This is a genomic window from Agrobacterium sp. O3.4 (assembly GCF_041414895.1).
Taxonomy (GTDB): Bacteria; Pseudomonadota; Alphaproteobacteria; order Rhizobiales; family Rhizobiaceae; genus Agrobacterium; species Agrobacterium cucumeris.
This window is the reverse complement of the sequence record NZ_JALPZP010000001.1, coordinates 243,416-262,669: the sequence shown is the minus strand read 5'-3', so window position 1 is coordinate 262,669 and position 19,254 is coordinate 243,416. Positions and strand designations below refer to the sequence as shown.

The window sequence follows — 19,254 nt, the reverse complement described above, 5'->3', positions numbered from 1 at the left end:
ATCAGACGCCCGGCGCGTCACGCCGGGGCATGGCATCCCCCAGCCATTGCGCGATCTTGTCCTCGAGGATTTCAGGACTGATCGGCTTCGACAGATAATCATCCATGCCCGCCTGCAGGCAAAGTTCCCGGTCAGCGTCCTGGGTATGGGCGGTAACGCCGATGATCGGCACATGCCGGCCGTCAGCCGCCGCCTGTTCGGCGGCGCGGATGGCAAGCGTTGCCTGATGGCCGTTCATGACAGGCATCGAGACATCCATGAGGATGATGGCGGGATTGTTTTCTTCCCACGCCTGAACCGCCTTCTTGCCGTTGCCGACGATCAGGAAACGCAAACCCGCCTGCTGCAAAATCTGGGTGAAGACGATCTGGTTGACGTCATTGTCCTCGGCCACCAGCACTTCGATCAGGCTCGGCCGGCGGCGTTCGGAAACCGCCGGGGTCGCTGGCAGAATACGCTGTTTCTTTTCAGCCAGACGCCTTTCCGGGCGCACCGGCCAGCCGCCTGCGTCCAGTGCCAGCGGCTGCAGGCGGGCGCGCTTCAGCCGCACGTCGCGCACCACATCGAACAGGGTGGAGCGCAAGAGCCGCGCCCGCGCCGGTTTCATCAGATGCGCCTGCACGTTGAGATCGGTAAACAGCGTCTCGTCACCCACCACATCCATGGAGGTCAGAAACACGATGGCAATCTCATCGAAACGTTGGTCCGCGCGAATACGCTCGACCACATCCAGGCCGTTCATGACAGGCATATGATAATCGAGGATGATGGCGTCGATGGCAAAGCCGAGCGACACGGCCTCCTGCAATACGGCGATGCCGGACGGGCCGTCCTCCACCGCATGGCCATCAATGCCCCATGTCTTCAGCTGCTCAGTCAATATGCGACGATTGACGTCGTTATCATCGATGACCAGCACCCGGATATCGTCGATCGCCACGGACATAAGCGGAACGTCGCGCCGCCTTTCGGTGACCTGAAACGGGATATTGACCTCGAAGGTCGACCCCTTGCCGACCTCGCTCACGACATTGATCGAACCGTCGAAAAGACCGACAAGGCCGACCGTGATAGCCAGTCCAAGCCCTGTTCCCTCGTGCCGGCGCGTCGCCGAACCATCCACCTGGCTGAACTTGTCGAAGATCGTCTCGAGCTTGTCAGGCGGAATGCCGATGCCGCTGTCTTCAACGCGCAGCGAGAGCATGGCTTCCGACGCCTCGGCCGATTGCGCGGCAAGCTCGATCAGCACATGCCCCGTTTCGGTGAATTTCACGGCGTTGCCGACGAGGTTGGTGACGATCTGGCGGAACCGCCCGGCATCGCCCATGACCTTGCCGAAAACCGACGGGTCGATCCGGACAACCAGTTCGATGTCCTTTTCCAGCGCCGCCGAGGAGAGAAGCGAAACCACATCCTCCACCGCTTCGGCCGGATCGAAAGGCACGCTGCGCAGCTTCATCTGTCCGGCCTCGATCTTGGAAAAATCGAGAATGTCGTTGATGATCGTCAGAAGCGCATTGCCTGACTTGACGATGATATCGGTGAAAGTCTTCTGGCGCGTGTCCAGATTGGACTTGGCCAGAAGCTCGGCCATGCCGAGCACACCGTTCATCGGCGTGCGGATTTCATGGCTCATATTGGCCAGGAATTCCGATTTGGCGCGATCTGCCGCTTCCGCCCGCGAAAGCAGCCGCTGCAATTCCTCTTCACGCAGCTTCATCTCGGTCACATCGGTGACGATGACGAGCCAGTAATTGCCGGAACTGTTGGTGGCTTCCAGATTGAGCCAGGTCTTGCCGGCCACATGAATGAGCCAGGAGAATGGCTGGTTGGCGGCAATGTTGCCTTTCCAGGCGGCAAGCGTTGCGGCCGCTTCTTCGGCAGTGCCGAAATCTCCGCGCTTGGCGCAATGGGCAAAGAAACCCGACCAGTTGCGGCCTTTTTCCAGCAGATGCGGCGGCACGTCGAACATCCGCGCCATCGCTTCGTTGGACATGATGATCGTGCCCTGCTCGACCAGCACCAGGCCCTGCGCCATGGCGCGCGTGGCGCCCTGCATATATTCGCCGACGCGCTCCAGCTCGGCCTTGGCCTTCATGATCTCAGCATCGCGCATGCGCACATCGGTCACGTCGGCATAGGTGCTGAGGATTTTCCCGCCATCGAGACGGGTTTTCGAGATGACGGTGACCTTGCCGCTTTTGCTGCGCACTTCGCGCGGAGCAGAGGCCTCCTTGCTGAGAAGTCGCGCCGTTCGCTGACTATAAAGATCGTCGAAAGACATGTCGCCATAGTCGTAAAGGCCGCTTTCGAAATTCAATTCCATGAATTCGCGATAGCTTTTGCCGACCAGCGATTTCTCGCCACCAATTTCGCCCCAGACCTCGTAAAAGAACGGATTGACATATTCGATGACGAGATCGGCGTTGATGAGCAGCACGCCCACCGGCAGGGCATGAAGAATCATCTCCAGCTGGCGGTGCAGCGCTTCGGCCTGTGCCTGCGCCGCAATCAGTGCATTTTCACGGTCCTGCAACAGGCTGACATCGGTAACCGAGCCGACCAGATAATATTCGTCGTCAGGCGTCGCCACCCGGCCGAGGCGGGTAATGACGGGAACGGAGCTGCCATCCGGCAGCGGCAGGGTTTCCGCCTTCTCGATTGCCTCCCCGGTTTCAAGCAGCCGCTCGTTTTCAAGCCGGGACTGCTCGCCGGTCGCCGGAAACATCTCGTTTTCGGTCTTGCCGATAAAATGGGCGAGATCGCCTCCGACGAATTTCTCATAGGCCGCATTGGCAAAGGTCAGCCGCCTGTCATGATCCCGCAAAAAGACCGCCACCGGCAATTGCTCAAGCGCGGCGCGCAGCAGCCAGGTCTCGCGGATCTGCGTGCTGAGCAGGGTCTCATGCGCCTTGAACTCGGTCACGTCGATGCGCAGACCGACCAGCATGCCGTTTTCCAGCCGCTTGTTGACCATGCGCACCCAGCGGCCATCGGCAAACTGCTCCACCCTTTCCAGATAGGGCAGGGAAAAATCCCGCAGCTGCTCCTGCTTCCAGCTTTCAAAAGCCTGATCATCCTCTTTCGCGCGGCTGTAACCGCTTGAAAAATAGACCGCTTCCATCAGCGCTTCGAGCCGCATGCCCGGCTTCAGCGCAACACCGAAGGCACTGTAGAATTCCAGGAAGCGGGCGTTGCAATAAATCAGCCGGTTTTCTTCGTCATAGATAACGATACCGGCGTCGATGAGATCAATCACGCCACTGCCGAACAGCAATTCGGAGGCGTTATCGCCGCTGGAAAAGCCCTCAATGGCAACCGCCGGCATTTCCTCGAATGCTTCGAACAGGAAAAGATTGCCGTCATCACCGATAAAACGTTCGCAACGAAGCGTATATGGCCCGGAAGACGCCGCACCATGACAGGCGATCAGCTCATCCGTAGCGAAAACCAGCGAGCGGCGCTCCCTGTCTTCCCGTTCGGCATCGCGAATATCGGCGGAGAGGGAAAAGCTCGTTTGCCCCTGAAACGCTGCAGGTGGACGCCCCATGATCCGGCCATAGGCGGCGTTGACCATGAGATAGCGCAGCTCGCTGTCCTTGATGCACGCGGGCAGGTCCAGGGCGGCGACGGCCCTGTAAGCTTTTTCCAGCAACCCGCTGCCTTCGGTCAATCGATACTCCACACCGTGCAGTTCCATTTCTGTCGAATCAAATATTTCCGGATATCGTCGTAAAAACGTTATGTGATAAAATCGCCGTTTGCTATGTACCGAGCGGCACCGCTACCCTTTTTTAACCATAAATATTCGCTCCGATGCGCCATTCCGACCATAACCGGCCGACCTTGCGCATGGCTGCCATGCGTCGCGGGACAGCGGCGTTATAAAACTATCGCTTGACTTTAACGCGCAAAACGCCCACATGCCGGTCAAGCTTTCACCTTCGGCAGCCGCGTGAGCTGCAGCGTATGTCCAGAACGACTTGTTCCAAGAGAAATCTGGCCCGCATGAAGGAAAAGCGCAACGAATACAGAAGACGGCATTTGCCGCACTGATGCGCAGAAAGTTATTCCAACCCACAAGTTCCCAATTCACGCGGGGTTCTTGACGCCGAAACCACCGGACAGCAGCCCTGCTCCGGCTGAGTTTGTTTTGGCGCCCCGAAAGGCAATATATTGACCAGTTTTAGCGAACTCGGCCTCTCCGAAAAGATTGTGGCCAGCGTTACCCAGCTTGGCTACACAACCCCGACCCCCATTCAGGCAAAAGCCATTCCGCTGCTGCTCGAAGGCCGTGACCTCATCGGCCTCGCACAGACCGGCACCGGCAAGACCGCAGCCTTCGGCCTGCCGATCATCGAAATGCTGATGAAGCAGGCCGACCGTCCGGCAAACCGCACCACCCGCACGCTGATCCTTGCACCGACCCGCGAACTGGTGAACCAGATCGGCGAAAACCTGCGCTCCTTCGTGAAGAAGACACCGCTGCGCATCAACCAGGTTGTCGGCGGCGCGTCGATCAACAAGCAGCAGCTGCAGCTCGAAAAAGGCACCGACATCCTCGTCGCCACGCCCGGCCGCCTGCTGGACCTGATCGCCCGCAACGCCATCTCGCTCTCCAAGGTCACCTATCTGGTGCTTGATGAAGCAGACCAGATGCTCGATCTCGGCTTCATCCATGATCTGCGCAAGATTTCCCGCATGGTTCCGCCCAAGCGCCAGACGCTGCTCTTCTCGGCGACCATGCCGAAGGCGATTTCCGAGCTTGCCAGCAACTTCCTGACCGACCCGATCAAGGTCGAGGTCACGCCTCCGGGCAAGGCTGCCGACAAGGTCGAGCAGTACGTGCATTTCGTCGCCGGCAAGAACGACAAGACCGATCTCCTGAAGAAGTCGCTGAACGAGAACCCGGACGGTCGCTCGATCGTTTTCCTGCGCACCAAGCACGGCGCGGAAAAGCTTTACAAGCATCTGGAACATATCGGTTTCAAGGTCGCCTCCATCCACGGCAACAAGAGCCAGGGCCAGCGCGAGCGGGCACTGAAGGGCTTCAAGGATGGTGACATCAAGGTTCTGGTCGCAACCGACGTCGCCGCCCGCGGCATCGATATCCCGGCCGTAACCCACGTCTTCAACTACGATCTGCCGGAAGTGCCTGATGCCTATGTTCACCGCATCGGCCGTACCGCCCGCGCCGGTCGCGACGGCATCGCCATCGCTTTCTGCGCACCGGACGAAACCCGCCTGCTGCACGACATCGAAAAGCTGATGAAGATCGATATCCCGGTCGCATCGGGTGAACGTCCGGCCGGTCTCGCCAGCCCGACGCGCCCCAACAACAACCGTGGCGGTCGCAACAACAACAATGGTGGCCAGCAGCGTGGCCCGCGTGAAGGTGGACGTCACAATGGCGAATCCCGCCCGTCCCGCAACCACGCACCGCGCGATGCGGACAATGATCTTGAAGTCACGTCCGACTTCAAGCGTGTGAAGCAGGCTGAAGGCGACGCAGGTCGTCCGGCCGGCCCCCGCAAGCACCGCCGTCCGGCCCGCAAGCCCGGCGGCAGCGGCGCCAACCGCCACGCACCTGCTGGCGGCAACGGCCAGGAAAAGCGCGCTTCCGGCAACGGCCATCGCGGCCGCAACCGTTAAGTTGCTTCGCGTGGGATGAGGACGCTCGGCGTTGCCGCGCGTTTCTTCTCCCCGAGGGGGAGAAGGTGGCCGAAGGGTCGGATGAGGAGGCAACATTGCCGAATCTCTCTACCCTCGCCCCCTCATCCCGCTGCCGCGGACTTCTCCCCCTCGGGAAGAAGAAACAAGCGGCACCCGCTCGGTCTATTATGCGGTTGTTCTCTTCCGAGACGCCTTCAAATCACACCCCGCAAGCCACCAGCCTGCGGGGTTTTTCTTTGCCGTCACCCGCCCTGCACAACCGGTCGACGCCGGGATGGCAGGGTCATGGCCAGCACGCCGGCGATGACACAGACGAGACCCACCCACATGGCAGGTGTCGGCATTTCGCCCAGAAATGCCATGCCGATCGCCACGCCGACCGGCACCCGCAGATAGGCCTGCGATGTGGTGCCGACCGAGCCGAGCGTCTGCATCAGCCGGAAATAGATCATGAAGGCGAGCGCGGTTGAAAAGACGCTCAGGCACACAAGCGAAGTGAGCGAGGCCGCCGAAGGCGACAATGTCCACGGCCGGTCAACCATCAGGCTGACGGGCAAAAGCAGCACCGCACCGCAGATCAGCGAGCCCGCAGCCGGCATGATCGGATCAAGCCCCTTGAAGTTCTTGCCAAAGATCGCCGCACAGGCATAGGAAAACGCCGCCATCAGCACGGCGAGCTGGCTCCATATCGCCTCGCCCGCACCACCCAGCGCCTCCATGCCGATGATGAGGCACACGCCCGTCATGCCGGCAATGGTGCCGAACAGCTTGCGCCCACTGACCGCCTCATGCCTGATAACCAGCGCGGTGAGAAGAAAGGTGAAGATCGGTGTCGTGGCATTGAGAATGACGGCAAGCCCGGCGTCGATGCTCTGCTCCGCCCAGGCGATCAGCGTGAAAGGCAACACGCTATTGATACAGGCCTGAATGAAGAACAGCCGCCAGGTGGCGAAATCCCTCGGCAATCGCAGCCCGCGCAGCCGGATCACGACGTAGAGCAGCAGACCCGCAATCAGCGTCCGCGATGCGATGAAGGTGATGGGCGGTATCGTCTCCACCCCGATCTTGATGAACGTATAGGAGGCCGCCCATAGCGTGGACAGAAGCGCGAGTAGCAGCAATTCGCGGGCAATGGGATTTTGAGTGGTCACGGATCGACTTTCCAACAGCGTTCAGGATCAACCATTCTTAACCCGAAAGCAGGCATCTATGCTTCGGTCGCGGCCGAAGTTTCACCCCTTTCCAAAAAGAAGCCCCGCACGGCATGACCATGCGGGGCTTCGGTAAAAGGATCGATGCTGATCGGTCGGGCAGATCAGGCCCGGCGTTCATCCGCCGAGAAAGCGCCTGGACCGGCAAAGACCAGATAGAGGAAGACGAAGCAGAACAGGATGGCGGCGTCGCCACCGTTCAGGACCGGGAAAACACTGCTCGGCGCGTGCGCCATGAAATAGGCGACGGCCATCTGACCGGAAAGGATGAAGGCGACCGGTCGCGTGAACAGGCCGATCAGCACGAGAATGCCGCCGACGAGTTCCAGAAGCGCCGCCACCAGCATCAGGGTCGGCAACGAGCCTTCCATCTGCGATGCCGGAAAGCCGAACAGCTTCTGCGTTCCATGTTCGATGAAAAGCAGCGCTGCGATGATGCGCAGTGCCGCAAGAGCATAAGGTCGATAGCGAGAAAGATTGTCGAAAGCTGCCATGTTCATGTGTCCCCGTTGAAGTGGTGCCGCGCTCGATACAGTGCATTCAAGCCTTTATGGATACACGTCTCGAACACCGGAAATCACGTTTCCGATATTGCAGAACTCCCTTAAATACAGAAAGGGAGGCATTCTACACATGGTTGATTTTCCAGCATAAAATTGGCCATCTGCTGAAAAACTCAACTCAAGGGTACAGACATTTTTTCGCGAGGCAAAGGCGGAAAATCCGCCTCTCCGTCACGCCTGCAGCACAACCACCTTGGAGCCAACCGGCACGCGGCTGTAAAGATCGATGATATCGTGGTTGAGCATGCGGATGCAGCCGCTGGACATCGCGTGGCCGATGGATTGCGGCTGGTTGGTGCCGTGCAGGCGGAACATGGTGTCGTTGCCGCCGCGATAAAGATAAAGCGCGCGGGCACCGAGCGGATTGTTCGGGCCGCCCGCCATGCCACCGGCGAATTTCAGATTGCGCGGATCGCGTCGCATCATGTTTGCTGTCGGCGTCCAGGAAGGCCACTCGGATTTGCGGCCAATATAGGCGTCGCCCTTCAGCGCAAGACCCTGCCGGCCGACACCGACGCCGTAACGCATGGCGCGACCATCGCCCATGACATAATAGAGTCGCCGTGCCGGCGTATCCACCACCACCGTTCCGGCCGGATGGCTCGTATCGTAGGTGACTTCCTGCCGGCGAAGTTCCGGCTTGACCTTGTCGAGATGCATGGCGGGCAGCGGGAATTTCTCTTCCGGCATCGCCGCATAATTAAGCCTTTGCTGACCGATACCGGTATTTGCGCAGCCGGCCAGAAACAGTGGCAATCCGAACAGAACCCCACGACGTGAAATAGACATGTAACCCCCGCCAAATCATGTGATTAACGAGAGGTATAATTTTATGGTTAACAAACCCCTAATATGAGGTTGTAGTAATTAACCCGCTGCAACCGATGCAGTGGGCCGGCGGTTGGCGAGATAGACCCCCGTGACCGCGAGAACCGTACCGGCAATCATGGCCGGCGTCAGCGTTTCCCCGAACAGCAGCGCAGCTTCGACGGCGGCAAGCGGCGGCACGAGATAGATCAGCGAGGCCGCGCGCGATACCTGCCCACGCCGGATGAGATAAAGAAGCAATGCAACCGCGCCGATGGAGATTGCACCCACCGACCAGCCAAGCGTGGCGGCCAGCCCGAGGCTCCAGTCCACATGCCCGTCTTCCAGCAAAAGCGCAAAGGGAATGGTGACCAGCAGCGCGCCGACATATTGCAGCGTCGCCACCGCCATGATGTTTCCGCCATGGACATATTTCTTCTGGTACAGCGTGCCATAGGTCACCGACACCATACCCAGCACATTCACCGCCACGGCATAAAGCGGCACGGACATGCCAAGCGCACCCGTAGCCATGACCTTCGGCAGCACGGCGATGGCAATGCCGGCAAAACCGAGCAGCAAACCGGCACGTTGCATGGGTGAGATTCTCTCGCCGATCATGAAACGGGCGGCCACCGCCGTCATCAGCGGCTGCAGACCGGCGATGATGCCGCCGATCGCCGCCGGCACGCCCTGCCCGACCGCCCACCAGATCATGCCGAGATAAATGCCGTGCAGGAACACGCCGGACAGGATCGCCCGCAGGACATCGGCGCGCTGCTTCGGCCAGGAAATGGCGGACAGCCGGCAGATCGCCCATAATATCAGGCCGGCCAGCAGGTAACGCAGACAGAGGAAGGTCAGCGGCCCGGTATAATAGACGGCATATTTAGCCGTGACCCAGCCGGTCGACCAGAGAAACACGAAGATGGCTGGAGCCAGACGGTCAAGCGACATGGGAACATCCCCTGTGCGGCACAATCCCGCCTCTCGGACATTGCCGGGGACGCAAGACCATGCAGCGAATTGATATTTCGGCCAAGGCACACCGGTGAAAAAGCAGGCCGGCTTGGCACCAGGCCTGTGGCGGCATACACGCCGTTTGCCAAGGCGGTATCGCTATCGCCGCCAAAGGTCAAAGGCGTTTTCGTGATCGCATCTTTCAGTTTTTCTTATGCGGCATCCGCAATCCATCAACCGAAAACGAACGAACAAATTTTGTGCATTCGCCCACGGCGCACACAGCCCCATCACGCCCTTCCGCACTGCCGCGCCGCGCAACCATTTTGACGATGCCGCATTTATAGGCTGAAACCGAAAAAACGCTTCTTTTTTAAAACTCTAGGGCGACAAAAAATCTTCATGACGAGGTCCGCATAGTTCTTGCATTGCATTTGGCCTTGTATTCATATGGTAAAAAAGGGGACATCGAAGTTGGCATTTGACGAAATGATAAATGCGGACGAAACGCCGCGAAGCCCATATGAAAACTATAACGAGTGGTACAGCCGACAGGACAGGTCGCACCTGATCCAGAAATCAAAAGACGCGGAAAACATCTTTCGAAAAACCGGCATTACTTTCGCAGTCTATGGCCATGCCGACAGTTCAGAAAAACTGATCCCCTTCGATATCATCCCGCGCATCATCTCCGGACGTGAGTGGCGCAAACTGGCCCAGGGCATCGAACAGCGCGTTCTCGCCCTCAATGCTTTCCTCGACGATATCTACCACAAGCAGGAAATCATCCGCGCCGGCCGCATCCCACGCGAAATCATCGAGAAAAACGAAGCCTTCCTGCCGGAGATGATCGGTTTCACCCCGCCCGGCGGCGTCTATACCCACATTGTCGGCACAGACATCGTCCGCACCGGCGAAGACCAGTTTTATGTTCTGGAAGACAATGCCCGCACGCCCTCCGGTGTCAGCTACATGCTGGAAAACCGCGAGACGATGATGCAGATGTTCCCGGAACTCTTCCATGAAAACCGCGTGCGGCGGGTGGAGGATTATCCCTATCTGCTGCGGCAATCGCTCGCCTCGCTCGCCCCGCCCGGCTGTTCCGGCAAGCCGCGCGTCGCGGTGCTGACCCCCGGCATCTATAACTCCGCCTATTATGAACATTCCTTCCTCGCCGACATGATGGGCGTGGAGCTGGTGGAAGGATCCGACCTGCGTGTCATGGACGGCAAGGTCAAGATGCGCACCACCCGCGGTTATGAAGCGATTGATGTTCTCTATCGCCGCGTTGACGATGACTTCCTCGATCCGCTGACCTTCCGGCCGGATTCGGCGCTCGGCGTGCCCGGCATCATGGATGTCTACCGTGCCGGCAACATCACCATCGCCAATGCCCCCGGCACCGGCATTTCCGACGACAAGGCCGTCTATTCCTACATGCCTGAGATCGTCGAATTTTATACCGGCCGCAAGCCGCTACTGGAAAACGTGCCCACCTGGCGCTGTTCGGAGCCGGACAGCCTGAAATACGTGCTCGACAATCTTGCCGAACTGGTCGTCAAGGAAGTCCACGGTTCGGGCGGTTACGGCATGCTGGTCGGCCCCACGGCGACAAAAAAGGAACGGGCGCTGTTTGCCGAAAAGCTCAAGGCCCGCCCCTCCAACTATATTGCGCAGCCAACGCTGTCGCTGTCCACCGTGCCGATCATGGTGAAAAACGGCATCGCGCCGCGCCATGTCGATCTGCGCCCTTACGTGCTGGTGTCGGACAAGGTGAAGATCATTCCCGGCGGCCTGACCCGCGTCGCGCTCAAGCAGGGCTCGCTGGTGGTCAATTCCAGCCAGGGCGGCGGCACCAAGGATACATGGGTACTGGAGGACTAAGCCATGCTGGGCAGAACGGCAAACGGGCTCTACTGGATGTTCCGGTACATCGAGCGCGCTGAAAACATCGCCCGGCTGATCGATGCGGGTCTGCGCGTTTCACTGACGCGCTCGGGCAGCGGCGATGAAGACTGGGACGGCGTGTTGCAGAGTGCTGGCGTCCACGAGGCGTTCCTCGAAACGCACGACAAGGTGACGACGGCGGATGCGATCGATTATCTCCTGCGCGACAAGGCCAACCCGTCGAGCGTCCTCTCCTGCATTGAGGCGGGCCGCAACAATGCCCGCATGGTGCGCACCGCGCTGACGCGCGAGACATGGGAAGCGACCAACGAATTCTGGATCGAATTGAAGACCAGCCTCGAGCGCAGGGTGAAGCCGGCGGACATGCCGCAGACCATTGACGGCATCAAACACCGCGCCGGTCTGGTGCGCGGCGCTTTCCACGGCTCGATGCTGCGCAACGATCTCTATAATTTCTCCCGCATCGGCACCTTCATCGAACGGGCCGACAACACCGCCCGCATTCTAGACGTCAAATATTACGTGCTGCTGCCGGCTGTGGCGCATGTCGGTTCCTCGCTCGACAACGCGCAATGGGAATCCATTCTGCGCTCGGTCTCGGCGCACCGTTCCTATGGCTGGGTCTATGATGCGGAATACAAGCCGGCCAATATTGCCGACTTCCTCATTCTCAATGGCCGCATGCCGCGTTCGCTCGCCTATTGTTACGAGAAGATCGCCAGCAACCTCAATTACATAGCTGAGGATTACGGCGAAAGGCACCAGGCGCATGAAACGGCCGAAAGCATTCGTGACAGCCTGCGCAAGACGACGATCAACCGCGTCATGGATGAAGGTCTGCACGAGTTTCTGGAGAGATTCATAAACCGCAACGGGCAGCTGGGACAGGAAATCATGGAAGGCTACCGCTTTTATCAATAAGCGCGTGGACGGGGACAGCTTATGCGTCTGAAAATCACCCATACGACGGAATATGTCTATGACGAGCCGACGCCCTATGCGTTGCAGCGGCTGCGCCTGACACCGCAGACCGGCCCCTGCCAGACGGTGGAGAACTGGGATGTCTCGGTGGATGGCGCCACCGTCGAAGTGACCTATGACGACCATTTCGGCAACCGGGTTGCGCTGGTGGAAACGGAAGGCCCGCAACGCAAGGTCAAGGTTGTGGCAAGCGGTCTCGTCACCACCGAAGACAGGGCCGGCGTGTTCGGGCACCATATCGGCAATGCGCCGCTCTGGCTCTTCCAGCGCGAGACGCCGCGCACCAAGCCGGGAAAACTGGTGCGTGAGCTGGTGAAAGTCAGCACTGGTGACACCGAACTCTCCCGCCTGCATGACCTCATGGAGAATATTCACCGCAAGGTGGACTATGTGCCTGGTGCAACCGACATTGAAACGACAGCGGAAACGGCGCTGGAGGCAGGCAAGGGCGTCTGCCAGGACCATGCCCATATCCTGATTTCCGCAGCGCGGCTGATGGGCCTGCCGGCCCGTTATGTTTCCGGTTATCTGATGATGGAAGAGGTGGAAGAACAGACGGCCACCCACGCCTGGGCCGAGGTGCATCTTCAGGGGCTTGGCTGGGTCGGCTTCGACGCCGCCAACAATATCTGCCCCGATGACCGTTATGTCCGCATCGCGTCGGGCCTGTGCTACCGCGATTGCGCGCCGATATCAGGCATGCGCATCGGCCCCGCCGGTGAGACGCTGAACGTGACTGTCACCGTGCAGCAGTCGCAGAGCCAGAGCCAGTCGCAGAGTTGAGATGATGGCCGCCAAAGACGAGGATACGATCGGTTTTTACACCGATAATGCCAACGCCTACACCACCCGGGGACAGGCTCCTGACCGCCCGCATCTGGAGACATTTCTGGCGCAGCTGCCGGAGGGCGCGAGCATTCTAGAACTCGGATGCGGCGGCGGGCAGGACAGCGAATTCATGCTGGCTGCCGGTTTCGACGTTCATCCCACCGATGGAACACCCGAGATCGCTAAAGCGGCGCAAGCCCGGCTTGGGGTTCCCGTCGCGACATTGCTGTTCGAGGATATTGACGACAGGGAACGTTATGACGGCGTCTGGGCCAATGCCTGCCTGCTGCATGTGCCACGCGCAGCACTTGCCGGCATTATCGGCCGTATTCACGGGGCACTGAAACCGGGCGGTGTATTTTACGCCAGTTTCAAGGCCGGAGAGGCGGAAGGCCGTGACACGTTTGGCCGTTATTACAACTACCCTTCCAAAGCCTGGCTCGAAAATGTCTACGGTCAATTTGGCTGGACAAGCGTCGGGATCACATCCCGCCACGGCAGCGGTTACGACAAGATGCCGACCGACTGGCTGCATGTGACGGCAACGAAGTCCTGATCCATTTCCGGAACTTGCCGGTTGCGAAAGCGTCTCCCGACCGTTTAAATCGCCGCATCGATTTGAAAGCATGATCCGGCTTCAGCCTGCGGGCAGAAAAGCCGGCCGGGAGACGGTCTTGTACACTATTTCCGACTATTGCGACTGCCAGTCCCATGGCCCCGTCATCGCCGACCGTGTCTGGACGGCGTGGTGGCAGGATAGCGGCCTCAAGGTCGATGATGTCGCCGAGCACCTGAAGGACATGACCAACCCGCACGCCCTGCCCACCGGTTTCGTTGCCCATGACGGTGAGGCTTATGTCGGCTCCGCATTCCTTATCCATTGCGATCTGGAGGAGCGACCGCAATATCTGCCATGGGTTGCCGCTCTCTGGGTAGAGGAAGACCGACGGCGCTCAGGCGCAGCACGGGCCCTGATGCAGGCCGCCACGCAAAGGGCAGCCAAACTCGGCCACCATACCAGCTACCTGTGCTGCCAGCGCGATCTCGAGACCTATTACGTCAATTGCGGCTGGACGGTTCTGGAACGCGGCGTCGGCAAACACGATCTGACCGTACTGACCTACAGCGCCAAAACATAAGCGTCCCGGCACTTCCAGTGTCGGACGCCCAGTAGATACCGGAGGAAACATGCGCCCGCCAGCAGCCATCATGGAAACCGCAATCTACGTGGATGATCTCGACGCCGCCGAGACCTTTTACCGCGATGTGTTCGGGCTGGAGGTGGTGCGCAGACTGCCTGGCCAATTCGTCTTCTTCAGATGCGGCCAGCAAATGCTGCTGATCTTCGATCCGCAGCAATCCCGCCGGGCCGACCCCGACAATCCAATCCCCCGCCATGGGGCGGTGGGCCAGGGCCATTTCTGCTTTTATGCAAAGGATAAATCGGAAGTGGATGGCTGGAAGGACCGGTTCGAAACGCTTGGAATTCCCGTCGAACATTATCATCGCTGGCCGAATGACAGCTATTCGGTCTATGTCCGCGATCCCGCGGGTAATTCAGTGGAGGTGGGCGAAGGCAAGCTGTGGGGGATTGAGCAGGCCTGAAAATACCGGGAAAAACGCTATGAATAACATCTTTGTCGTCACGCACGCTCAATCCGTCCACCATGTCGAGAACAAGGTCGGGGGCTGGTATGACACCGAGCTGACACCCAGGGGCAGGGCCGATGCGGAGGCGACAGCCGCCAAGCTTATGGCCTTGATCGGCAGCGCCCCGGTTGAAATCTTCAGCTCCGATCTTCTCCGAGCCTCCCAGACAGCTGCAATCATCGCTGAACACCTCAAGCACCCTTTTGAAACAACAGATGACCTGCGGGAAATAAGCTATGGTTCAGCCGGCGGTATGCCGCAGGAATGGCTCGACGCCCGCCAGATCCCCGCCCCTCATCATAACCGTTTGCATCATCGCGGCGGAATTGCCGATGGAGAAACGAGACGTGAGTTCGCCGAAAGGGTGTACCGCTCCGTGAACACCATTATATCACGCCCCTGCCCCATGCAGGTCATCGTTACCCATGGCTTTGCTCTTACCTTCGTCATCGCGGCATGGATCAAGATGCCGGTCGAAAGCGTCGGCCATGTCAGTTTTCCGGCGCGGTCTGGAAGCATCACGCATTTGAAGGAAGACGACTATTGGCAAAATCGCGCCGTCGTTTCACTGGCGGATGTTTCGCATCTGACAGACGACGATGGTTGAGACGCAATCGCTTCAACATTGCCCGCGCGCAATTGGACATAAGGCCCGACCTCCAGTGTCACCCTCGGGCTTGACCCGAGGATCCAACCACGTCTCGCGGGTCAGTCTGTTGCCGATCCTCGGGTCAAGCCCGAGGATGAGATCGAGGGGTGGGACTACCATGTGATGGCGCCACCCCTTGGCATTCTCAAAATCAGCTCGCAGATCAGATCTGGCGAACGGCGATCTCTTCTTCCGCGTCCACGGCCAGCGGGTTCTTCAGCGGCAGGCCGAAACCGGCTGCCTCGATCTCGAACACGTCGCCCGCTTCCGGCTTGATGCCGTCTGCGAAGGAGAGCGTGGCCGTGCCGAACATGTGCACATGCACGTCGCCCGGCGCACGGAACAGGCCGTATTTGAAGTGGTGATATTCGAGGTTCGCGAAGGTATGGGACATGTTGTCCTCACCCGAAACGAACGGCTTTTCGAAGATGACCTTGTCGCCGCGGCGGATGCGCGAGGTGCCGCGAATATCCGAAGGTGCCGCACCGACACGGATTTCCGGGCCGAAGCTTGCCGGGCGCAGCTTGGAGTGGGCGAGGTAGAGATAGTTGACCCGCTCGGTGACGTGATCGGAAAACTCGTTGGAGACGGCAAAGCCGATGCGCACGGGCTCGCCCTTGTCCGAAATGACGTAGATGCCGGCCATCTCAGGCTCTTCGCCGCCATCCAGCGCAAAGGATGGCGAGGTGAGCGCCGCACCCGGCGCTGCCGCCACATGGCCGTTGCCCTTGTAGAACCATTCGGGCTGCACGCCCTTTTCACCGGCCTTCGGCTTGCCGTTTTCCAGACCCATGCGGAACATCTTCATGGAATCCGTCAGGCTTTCCTCGGCGGCTTCCGTGGTCTTCTTGTGCATGCTGTCGCGGGTCGCGGCCGAGCCGAGATGGGTGAGGCCCGTGCCGGTCAGATGCAGATGCGCCGGATCGGGATGAGTGATCGGCGGCAGGAAACGACCTTCGGCATAAGCCTTTTCGAGATCGACGGCATCGCCCAGGCCATGGGCGGAAACAACGTCGGCAAGGCTCTTGCCGCTATTGGCGGCTTCCATGGCAAGCGCGTAGACCGAACCGGCACCCTTGACCGCCTGTGCCTGTCCGCCGTCTTCGCGAACCGCTACAATGATTTTGCCACTGGCATCTTTAATCTGTGAAATGAGCACGGGTTTTCCTTCCTGCGGCGCCATGCGCCTTATCCGCTACGGCGCGTCGCGCCTGCATCTTATGAAAGTGGCCGGAAACCGGCCACTTTTTTGACTTGCGATTTGGTTGGGCCGATCAGCCCTTGTTCTTGTTGTAGACGTCGAAGAACACGGCGGCGAGCAGCACGAGGCCCTTGACCATCTGCTGGAAGTCGATGCCGAGACCGACGATCGACATGCCGTTGTTCATGACGCCCATGATGAAGGCGCCGATGACCGCACCGGTGATCTTGCCAACACCGCCGGAGGCCGAAGCACCGCCGATGAAGCAGGCCGCGATCACGTCAAGCTCGAAGCCCACACCGGCCTTCGGCGTCGCCGAGTTGAGGCGGGTCGCGATGATCATGCCGGCAAGACCGGCCAGCACGCCCATGTTGACAAAGGTGAGGAAGCTGAGGCGTTCGGTGTTGATACCGGAAAGCTTGGTTGCCTTCTCATTGCCGCCCATGGCGTAGACACGGCGACCGATGGTCGTGCGGCGCGTCACGAAGCTGTAAAGCGCGATGAGGACCAGCATCACGATCAGCACGTTCGGCAGGCCGCGATAGGTGGACAGCTGGTAACCCAGGAACAGGATAGCGCCTGAGATCAGCAGATTCTGCACGATGAAGAAACCGAACGGCTCCACGTCGATGCCATGCTTCACGTTCACCACGCGGCGGCGCCACGCCAGATAAAACAGCGCCACGGTGATCAGCACGGTCAGGATCATCGAGGTGGTGTTGAGACCTTCGATACCACCGATGTCAGGCAGGAAGCCGGTGCTGATGATCTGGAAGTCGGTCGGAAAAGGACCGATGTTCTTGCCGCCGAGCACGAACAGCGTCAGGCCGCGGAACACCAGCATGCCCGCCAGCGTCACGATGAAGGACGGAATACGGTGATAGGCGATCCAGTAACCCTGGGCAGCACCGATGATGCCGCCGATGACGAGACAAATCAGCGCCGCCAGAAACGGGTTCATGCCCCATTGCACGGTCAATATCGCCGCTATCGCGCCGACGAAGGCGACGATGGAGCCGACCGAAAGGTCGATATGCCCGGCAACGATGACCAGCAGCATGCCCAGCGCCATGATGACGATGAACGAGTTCTGCAGGATGAGGTTGGTGAGGTTGACCGGACGGAACAGGATGCCACCGGTGTAGAACTGGAAGAAAACCATGATGGCGACGAGCGCGATCAACATGCCATATTCGCGGATATTCGAGCGAATATAGGATGAGATCGAGATGACGTTACTTTCTTCGCTTGTTGTGTTTGCCGAACTCATGAGTTCTTCTCCCCTGAGCGCATGATAGCGCGCATGATGCTTTCCTGGCTCGCCTCTCCCTTCGGCAATTCAGCGACGATGCGGCCTTCGTTCATGACGTAGATGCGGTCGCAATTGCCGAGCAGTTCGGGCATTTCCGATGATATCATCAGAACGCCTTTGCCGTCGGCAGCGAGCTGGTTGATGATGGTGTAAATTTCATATTTCGCGCCGACATCGATGCCGCGGGTCGGCTCGTCGAGGATCAGCACGTCAGGATCGGAGAACAGCCACTTGGATAGCACCACCTTCTGCTGGTTGCCGCCCGAAAGATTGACCGTTTCCTGAAAGATGCCCGACGACCGGATGCGCAGGCGCGTGCGGAAATCGCTCGCCACCTTCATTTCCTTGATGTCGTCGATGACGCTGGCCTTGGACACGCCGGCCAGGTTGGCAAGCGTGGTGTTGTGCAGGATGTTGTCGTTGAGCACGAGGCCGAGATGTTTGCGGTCTTCCGTCACATAGGCAAGACCGGCATCGATGGCGCGGCGCACGGTGCTGACATCCACGGGTTTGCCGTGGATCAGCACTTCACCGCTGATCTTGTGGCCGTAGGACTTGCCGAACACGCTCATCGCGAATTCGGTGCGCCCTGCGCCCATCAGCCCGGCAATGCCGACGACTTCGCCCTTGCGCACGGTGACGTTGATATCGTGCAGAACCTTCCGGTCACGGTGCTGCTGGTGATAGGCGTTCCAGTTCTTCACTTCGAGAATGGTCTCGCCGATCGGCACATCGCGTGGCGGATAACGATCTTCGAGATCACGCCCCACCATGTTGCGGATGATGACATCCTCGCTGATTTCTTCCTGATGACAGTCGAGCGTCTTCACCGTCATGCCATCACGCAAAACGGTGATCTGGTCGGCCACCTTGCGCACTTCGTTGAGCTTGTGGGTGATGATGATCGAGGTCATGCCCTGCTTGCGGAATTCGATCAAAAGGTTGAGCAGCGCCTCGGAATCGCTTTCGTTGAGCGAGGCGGTCGGCTCGTCGAGGATGAGCAGCTTCACGCTCTTCGACAATGCCTTGGCGATTTCCACGAGCTGCTGCTTGCCCACACCGATATCGGTGATCAGCGTTTCCGGCGATTCCTTCAGGCCCACCTTCTTTAAAAGTTCGCGGGTCCGGTTGAAGGTCTGCTGCCAGCTGATGACGCCGTTCGAGGCGACCTCGTTGCCGAGGAAGATGTTTTCCGCAATCGACAGGAGCGGCACCAATGCCAGTTCCTGGTGAATGATGATGATACCAATATCTTCGCTATCATTGATGGCGCGAAAATTCCGCACTGCGCCTTCATAGTGGATTTCGCCCTCATAGGTGCCGGCGGGATAAACACCGGAAAGGACCTTCATCAAGGTCGACTTCCCCGCGCCGTTCTCACCGACGAGTGCGTGGATCTCACCCTCTTTAACCTTGAGGTTGACGTTCTCAAGCGCTTTCACGCCCGGAAACGTCTTGGTGATGTTCCGCATTTCGAGAATGGTATTGGCCATATCGCAATCCAGCGCCCG

Annotated in this window: 16 protein-coding genes; 8 read left to right on the top strand and 8 right to left on the bottom strand. The window is 59.3% G+C overall.

Annotated elements, in window-relative coordinates:
• Window position 1 precedes the first annotated feature (1 nt).
• On the bottom strand, window positions 2–3,700 hold the full coding sequence (locus M0412_RS01225) for a response regulator (RefSeq protein ID WP_269701938.1): 3,699 nt from the start codon (window positions 3,698–3,700) through the stop codon (window positions 2–4).
• Between the two features lie 476 nt (window positions 3,701–4,176).
• Between M0412_RS01225 and M0412_RS01220 the strand changes: the two genes are divergently transcribed.
• Window positions 4,177–5,652 carry a DEAD/DEAH box helicase gene (locus M0412_RS01220; protein WP_142840458.1) on the top strand — a complete coding sequence of 492 codons (1,476 nt, stop codon included), beginning with the start codon at window positions 4,177–4,179 and terminating at the stop codon, window positions 5,650–5,652.
• A gap of 263 nt (window positions 5,653–5,915) precedes the next feature.
• Here M0412_RS01220 and M0412_RS01215 read toward each other — a convergent pair whose 3' ends face one another.
• The 4 genes from M0412_RS01215 to M0412_RS01200 form a co-directional block, all read right to left on the bottom strand.
• Entirely contained in the window at window positions 5,916–6,824 is a 909-nt protein-coding gene (locus M0412_RS01215; RefSeq protein ID WP_269701935.1) for a DMT family transporter, read from the bottom strand.
• Window positions 6,825–6,988: 164 nt separating this feature from the next.
• Window positions 6,989–7,378, bottom strand: coding sequence for a DoxX family protein (locus tag M0412_RS01210; RefSeq protein WP_161991252.1), 390 nt, complete (start codon window positions 7,376–7,378; stop codon window positions 6,989–6,991).
• 240 nt (window positions 7,379–7,618) lie between these two features.
• Window positions 7,619–8,236 (bottom strand): L,D-transpeptidase, encoded by a 618-nt coding sequence (locus M0412_RS01205; protein ID WP_142840461.1) that lies wholly within the window; start codon window positions 8,234–8,236, stop codon window positions 7,619–7,621.
• Window positions 8,237–8,314: 78 nt separating this feature from the next.
• Window positions 8,315–9,211 (bottom strand): DMT family transporter, encoded by an 897-nt coding sequence (locus M0412_RS01200; protein ID WP_269701931.1) that lies wholly within the window; start codon window positions 9,209–9,211, stop codon window positions 8,315–8,317.
• A 477-nt stretch (window positions 9,212–9,688) separates the two neighbouring features.
• Here M0412_RS01200 and M0412_RS01195 point away from each other — a divergent pair, with 477 nt between their 5' ends.
• The 7 genes from M0412_RS01195 (at window position 9,689) to M0412_RS01165 (ending at window position 15,188) form a co-directional block, all read left to right on the top strand.
• Window positions 9,689–11,098, top strand: a complete 1,410-nt coding sequence (locus M0412_RS01195) for a circularly permuted type 2 ATP-grasp protein (RefSeq protein WP_161991253.1) — start codon at window positions 9,689–9,691, stop codon at window positions 11,096–11,098.
• 3 nt (window positions 11,099–11,101) lie between these two features.
• The gene (locus M0412_RS01190; RefSeq protein ID WP_142840463.1) at window positions 11,102–12,043 is read left to right on the top strand and encodes an alpha-E domain-containing protein; all 942 of its coding nucleotides are present in this window, start codon (window positions 11,102–11,104) and stop codon (window positions 12,041–12,043) included.
• Window positions 12,044–12,064: 21 nt separating this feature from the next.
• Window positions 12,065–12,886 carry a transglutaminase family protein gene (locus M0412_RS01185; protein ID WP_269701928.1) on the top strand — a complete coding sequence of 274 codons (822 nt, stop codon included), beginning with the start codon at window positions 12,065–12,067 and terminating at the stop codon, window positions 12,884–12,886.
• Between the two features lie 4 nt (window positions 12,887–12,890).
• A complete protein-coding gene (locus M0412_RS01180; RefSeq protein WP_269702241.1) occupies window positions 12,891–13,487 on the top strand; it encodes a bifunctional 2-polyprenyl-6-hydroxyphenol methylase/3-demethylubiquinol 3-O-methyltransferase UbiG in 597 nt (198 codons plus the stop codon).
• A gap of 118 nt (window positions 13,488–13,605) precedes the next feature.
• Window positions 13,606–14,070, top strand: a complete 465-nt coding sequence (locus M0412_RS01175; RefSeq protein ID WP_269701926.1) for a GNAT family N-acetyltransferase — start codon at window positions 13,606–13,608, stop codon at window positions 14,068–14,070.
• Between the two features lie 49 nt (window positions 14,071–14,119).
• Window positions 14,120–14,536, top strand: coding sequence for a VOC family protein (locus M0412_RS01170; protein ID WP_269701924.1), 417 nt, complete (start codon window positions 14,120–14,122; stop codon window positions 14,534–14,536).
• Window positions 14,523–15,188, top strand: a complete 666-nt coding sequence (locus M0412_RS01165; protein ID WP_269701922.1) for a histidine phosphatase family protein — start codon at window positions 14,523–14,525, stop codon at window positions 15,186–15,188. The genes M0412_RS01170 and M0412_RS01165 overlap by 14 nt, the downstream gene beginning before the upstream one ends.
• 205 nt (window positions 15,189–15,393) lie before the next feature.
• Here the strand turns inward: M0412_RS01165 and araD1 are convergent, their stop codons facing one another.
• The 3 genes from araD1 to gguA all read right to left on the bottom strand — a co-directional run bounded on the left by araD1 (window position 15,394) and on the right by gguA (window position 19,236).
• The gene (gene araD1 / locus M0412_RS01160; RefSeq protein ID WP_269702239.1) at window positions 15,394–16,389 is read right to left on the bottom strand and encodes a 2-keto-3-deoxy-L-arabinonate dehydratase AraD1; all 996 of its coding nucleotides are present in this window, start codon (window positions 16,387–16,389) and stop codon (window positions 15,394–15,396) included.
• Between the two features lie 115 nt (window positions 16,390–16,504).
• Complete coding sequence (gguB, locus tag M0412_RS01155) at window positions 16,505–17,701, bottom strand: sugar ABC transporter permease GguB (RefSeq protein ID WP_142840470.1); 1,197 nt, start codon at window positions 17,699–17,701, stop codon at window positions 16,505–16,507.
• Window positions 17,698–19,236, bottom strand: a complete 1,539-nt coding sequence (gene gguA / locus M0412_RS01150) for a sugar ABC transporter ATP-binding protein GguA (RefSeq protein ID WP_142840471.1) — start codon at window positions 19,234–19,236, stop codon at window positions 17,698–17,700. Before gguA ends, gguB begins: the two co-directional genes overlap by 4 nt.
• Window positions 19,237–19,254 lie beyond the last annotated feature (18 nt).

What these genes read in the sequence shown, in the direction of transcription:
- M0412_RS01210 (WP_161991252.1), bottom strand. Translation starts at nt 7,378, where the DNA reads ATGGCAGCTTTCGACAATCTTTCTCGCTATCGACCTTATGCTCTTGCG.
- gguA (WP_142840471.1), bottom strand. Translation starts at nt 19,236, where the DNA reads ATGGCCAATACCATTCTCGAAATGCGGAACATCACCAAGACGTTTCCG.
- M0412_RS01190 (WP_142840463.1), top strand. Translation starts at nt 11,102, where the DNA reads ATGCTGGGCAGAACGGCAAACGGGCTCTACTGGATGTTCCGGTACATC.
- M0412_RS01200 (WP_269701931.1), bottom strand. Translation starts at nt 9,211, where the DNA reads ATGTCGCTTGACCGTCTGGCTCCAGCCATCTTCGTGTTTCTCTGGTCG.
- M0412_RS01225 (WP_269701938.1), bottom strand. Translation starts at nt 3,700, where the DNA reads ATGGAACTGCACGGTGTGGAGTATCGATTGACCGAAGGCAGCGGGTTG.
- M0412_RS01185 (WP_269701928.1), top strand. Translation starts at nt 12,065, where the DNA reads ATGCGTCTGAAAATCACCCATACGACGGAATATGTCTATGACGAGCCG.
- gguB (WP_142840470.1), bottom strand. Translation starts at nt 17,701, where the DNA reads ATGAGTTCGGCAAACACAACAAGCGAAGAAAGTAACGTCATCTCGATC.
- M0412_RS01170 (WP_269701924.1), top strand. Translation starts at nt 14,120, where the DNA reads ATGCGCCCGCCAGCAGCCATCATGGAAACCGCAATCTACGTGGATGAT.
- M0412_RS01180 (WP_269702241.1), top strand. Translation starts at nt 12,891, where the DNA reads ATGGCCGCCAAAGACGAGGATACGATCGGTTTTTACACCGATAATGCC.
- M0412_RS01205 (WP_142840461.1), bottom strand. Translation starts at nt 8,236, where the DNA reads ATGTCTATTTCACGTCGTGGGGTTCTGTTCGGATTGCCACTGTTTCTG.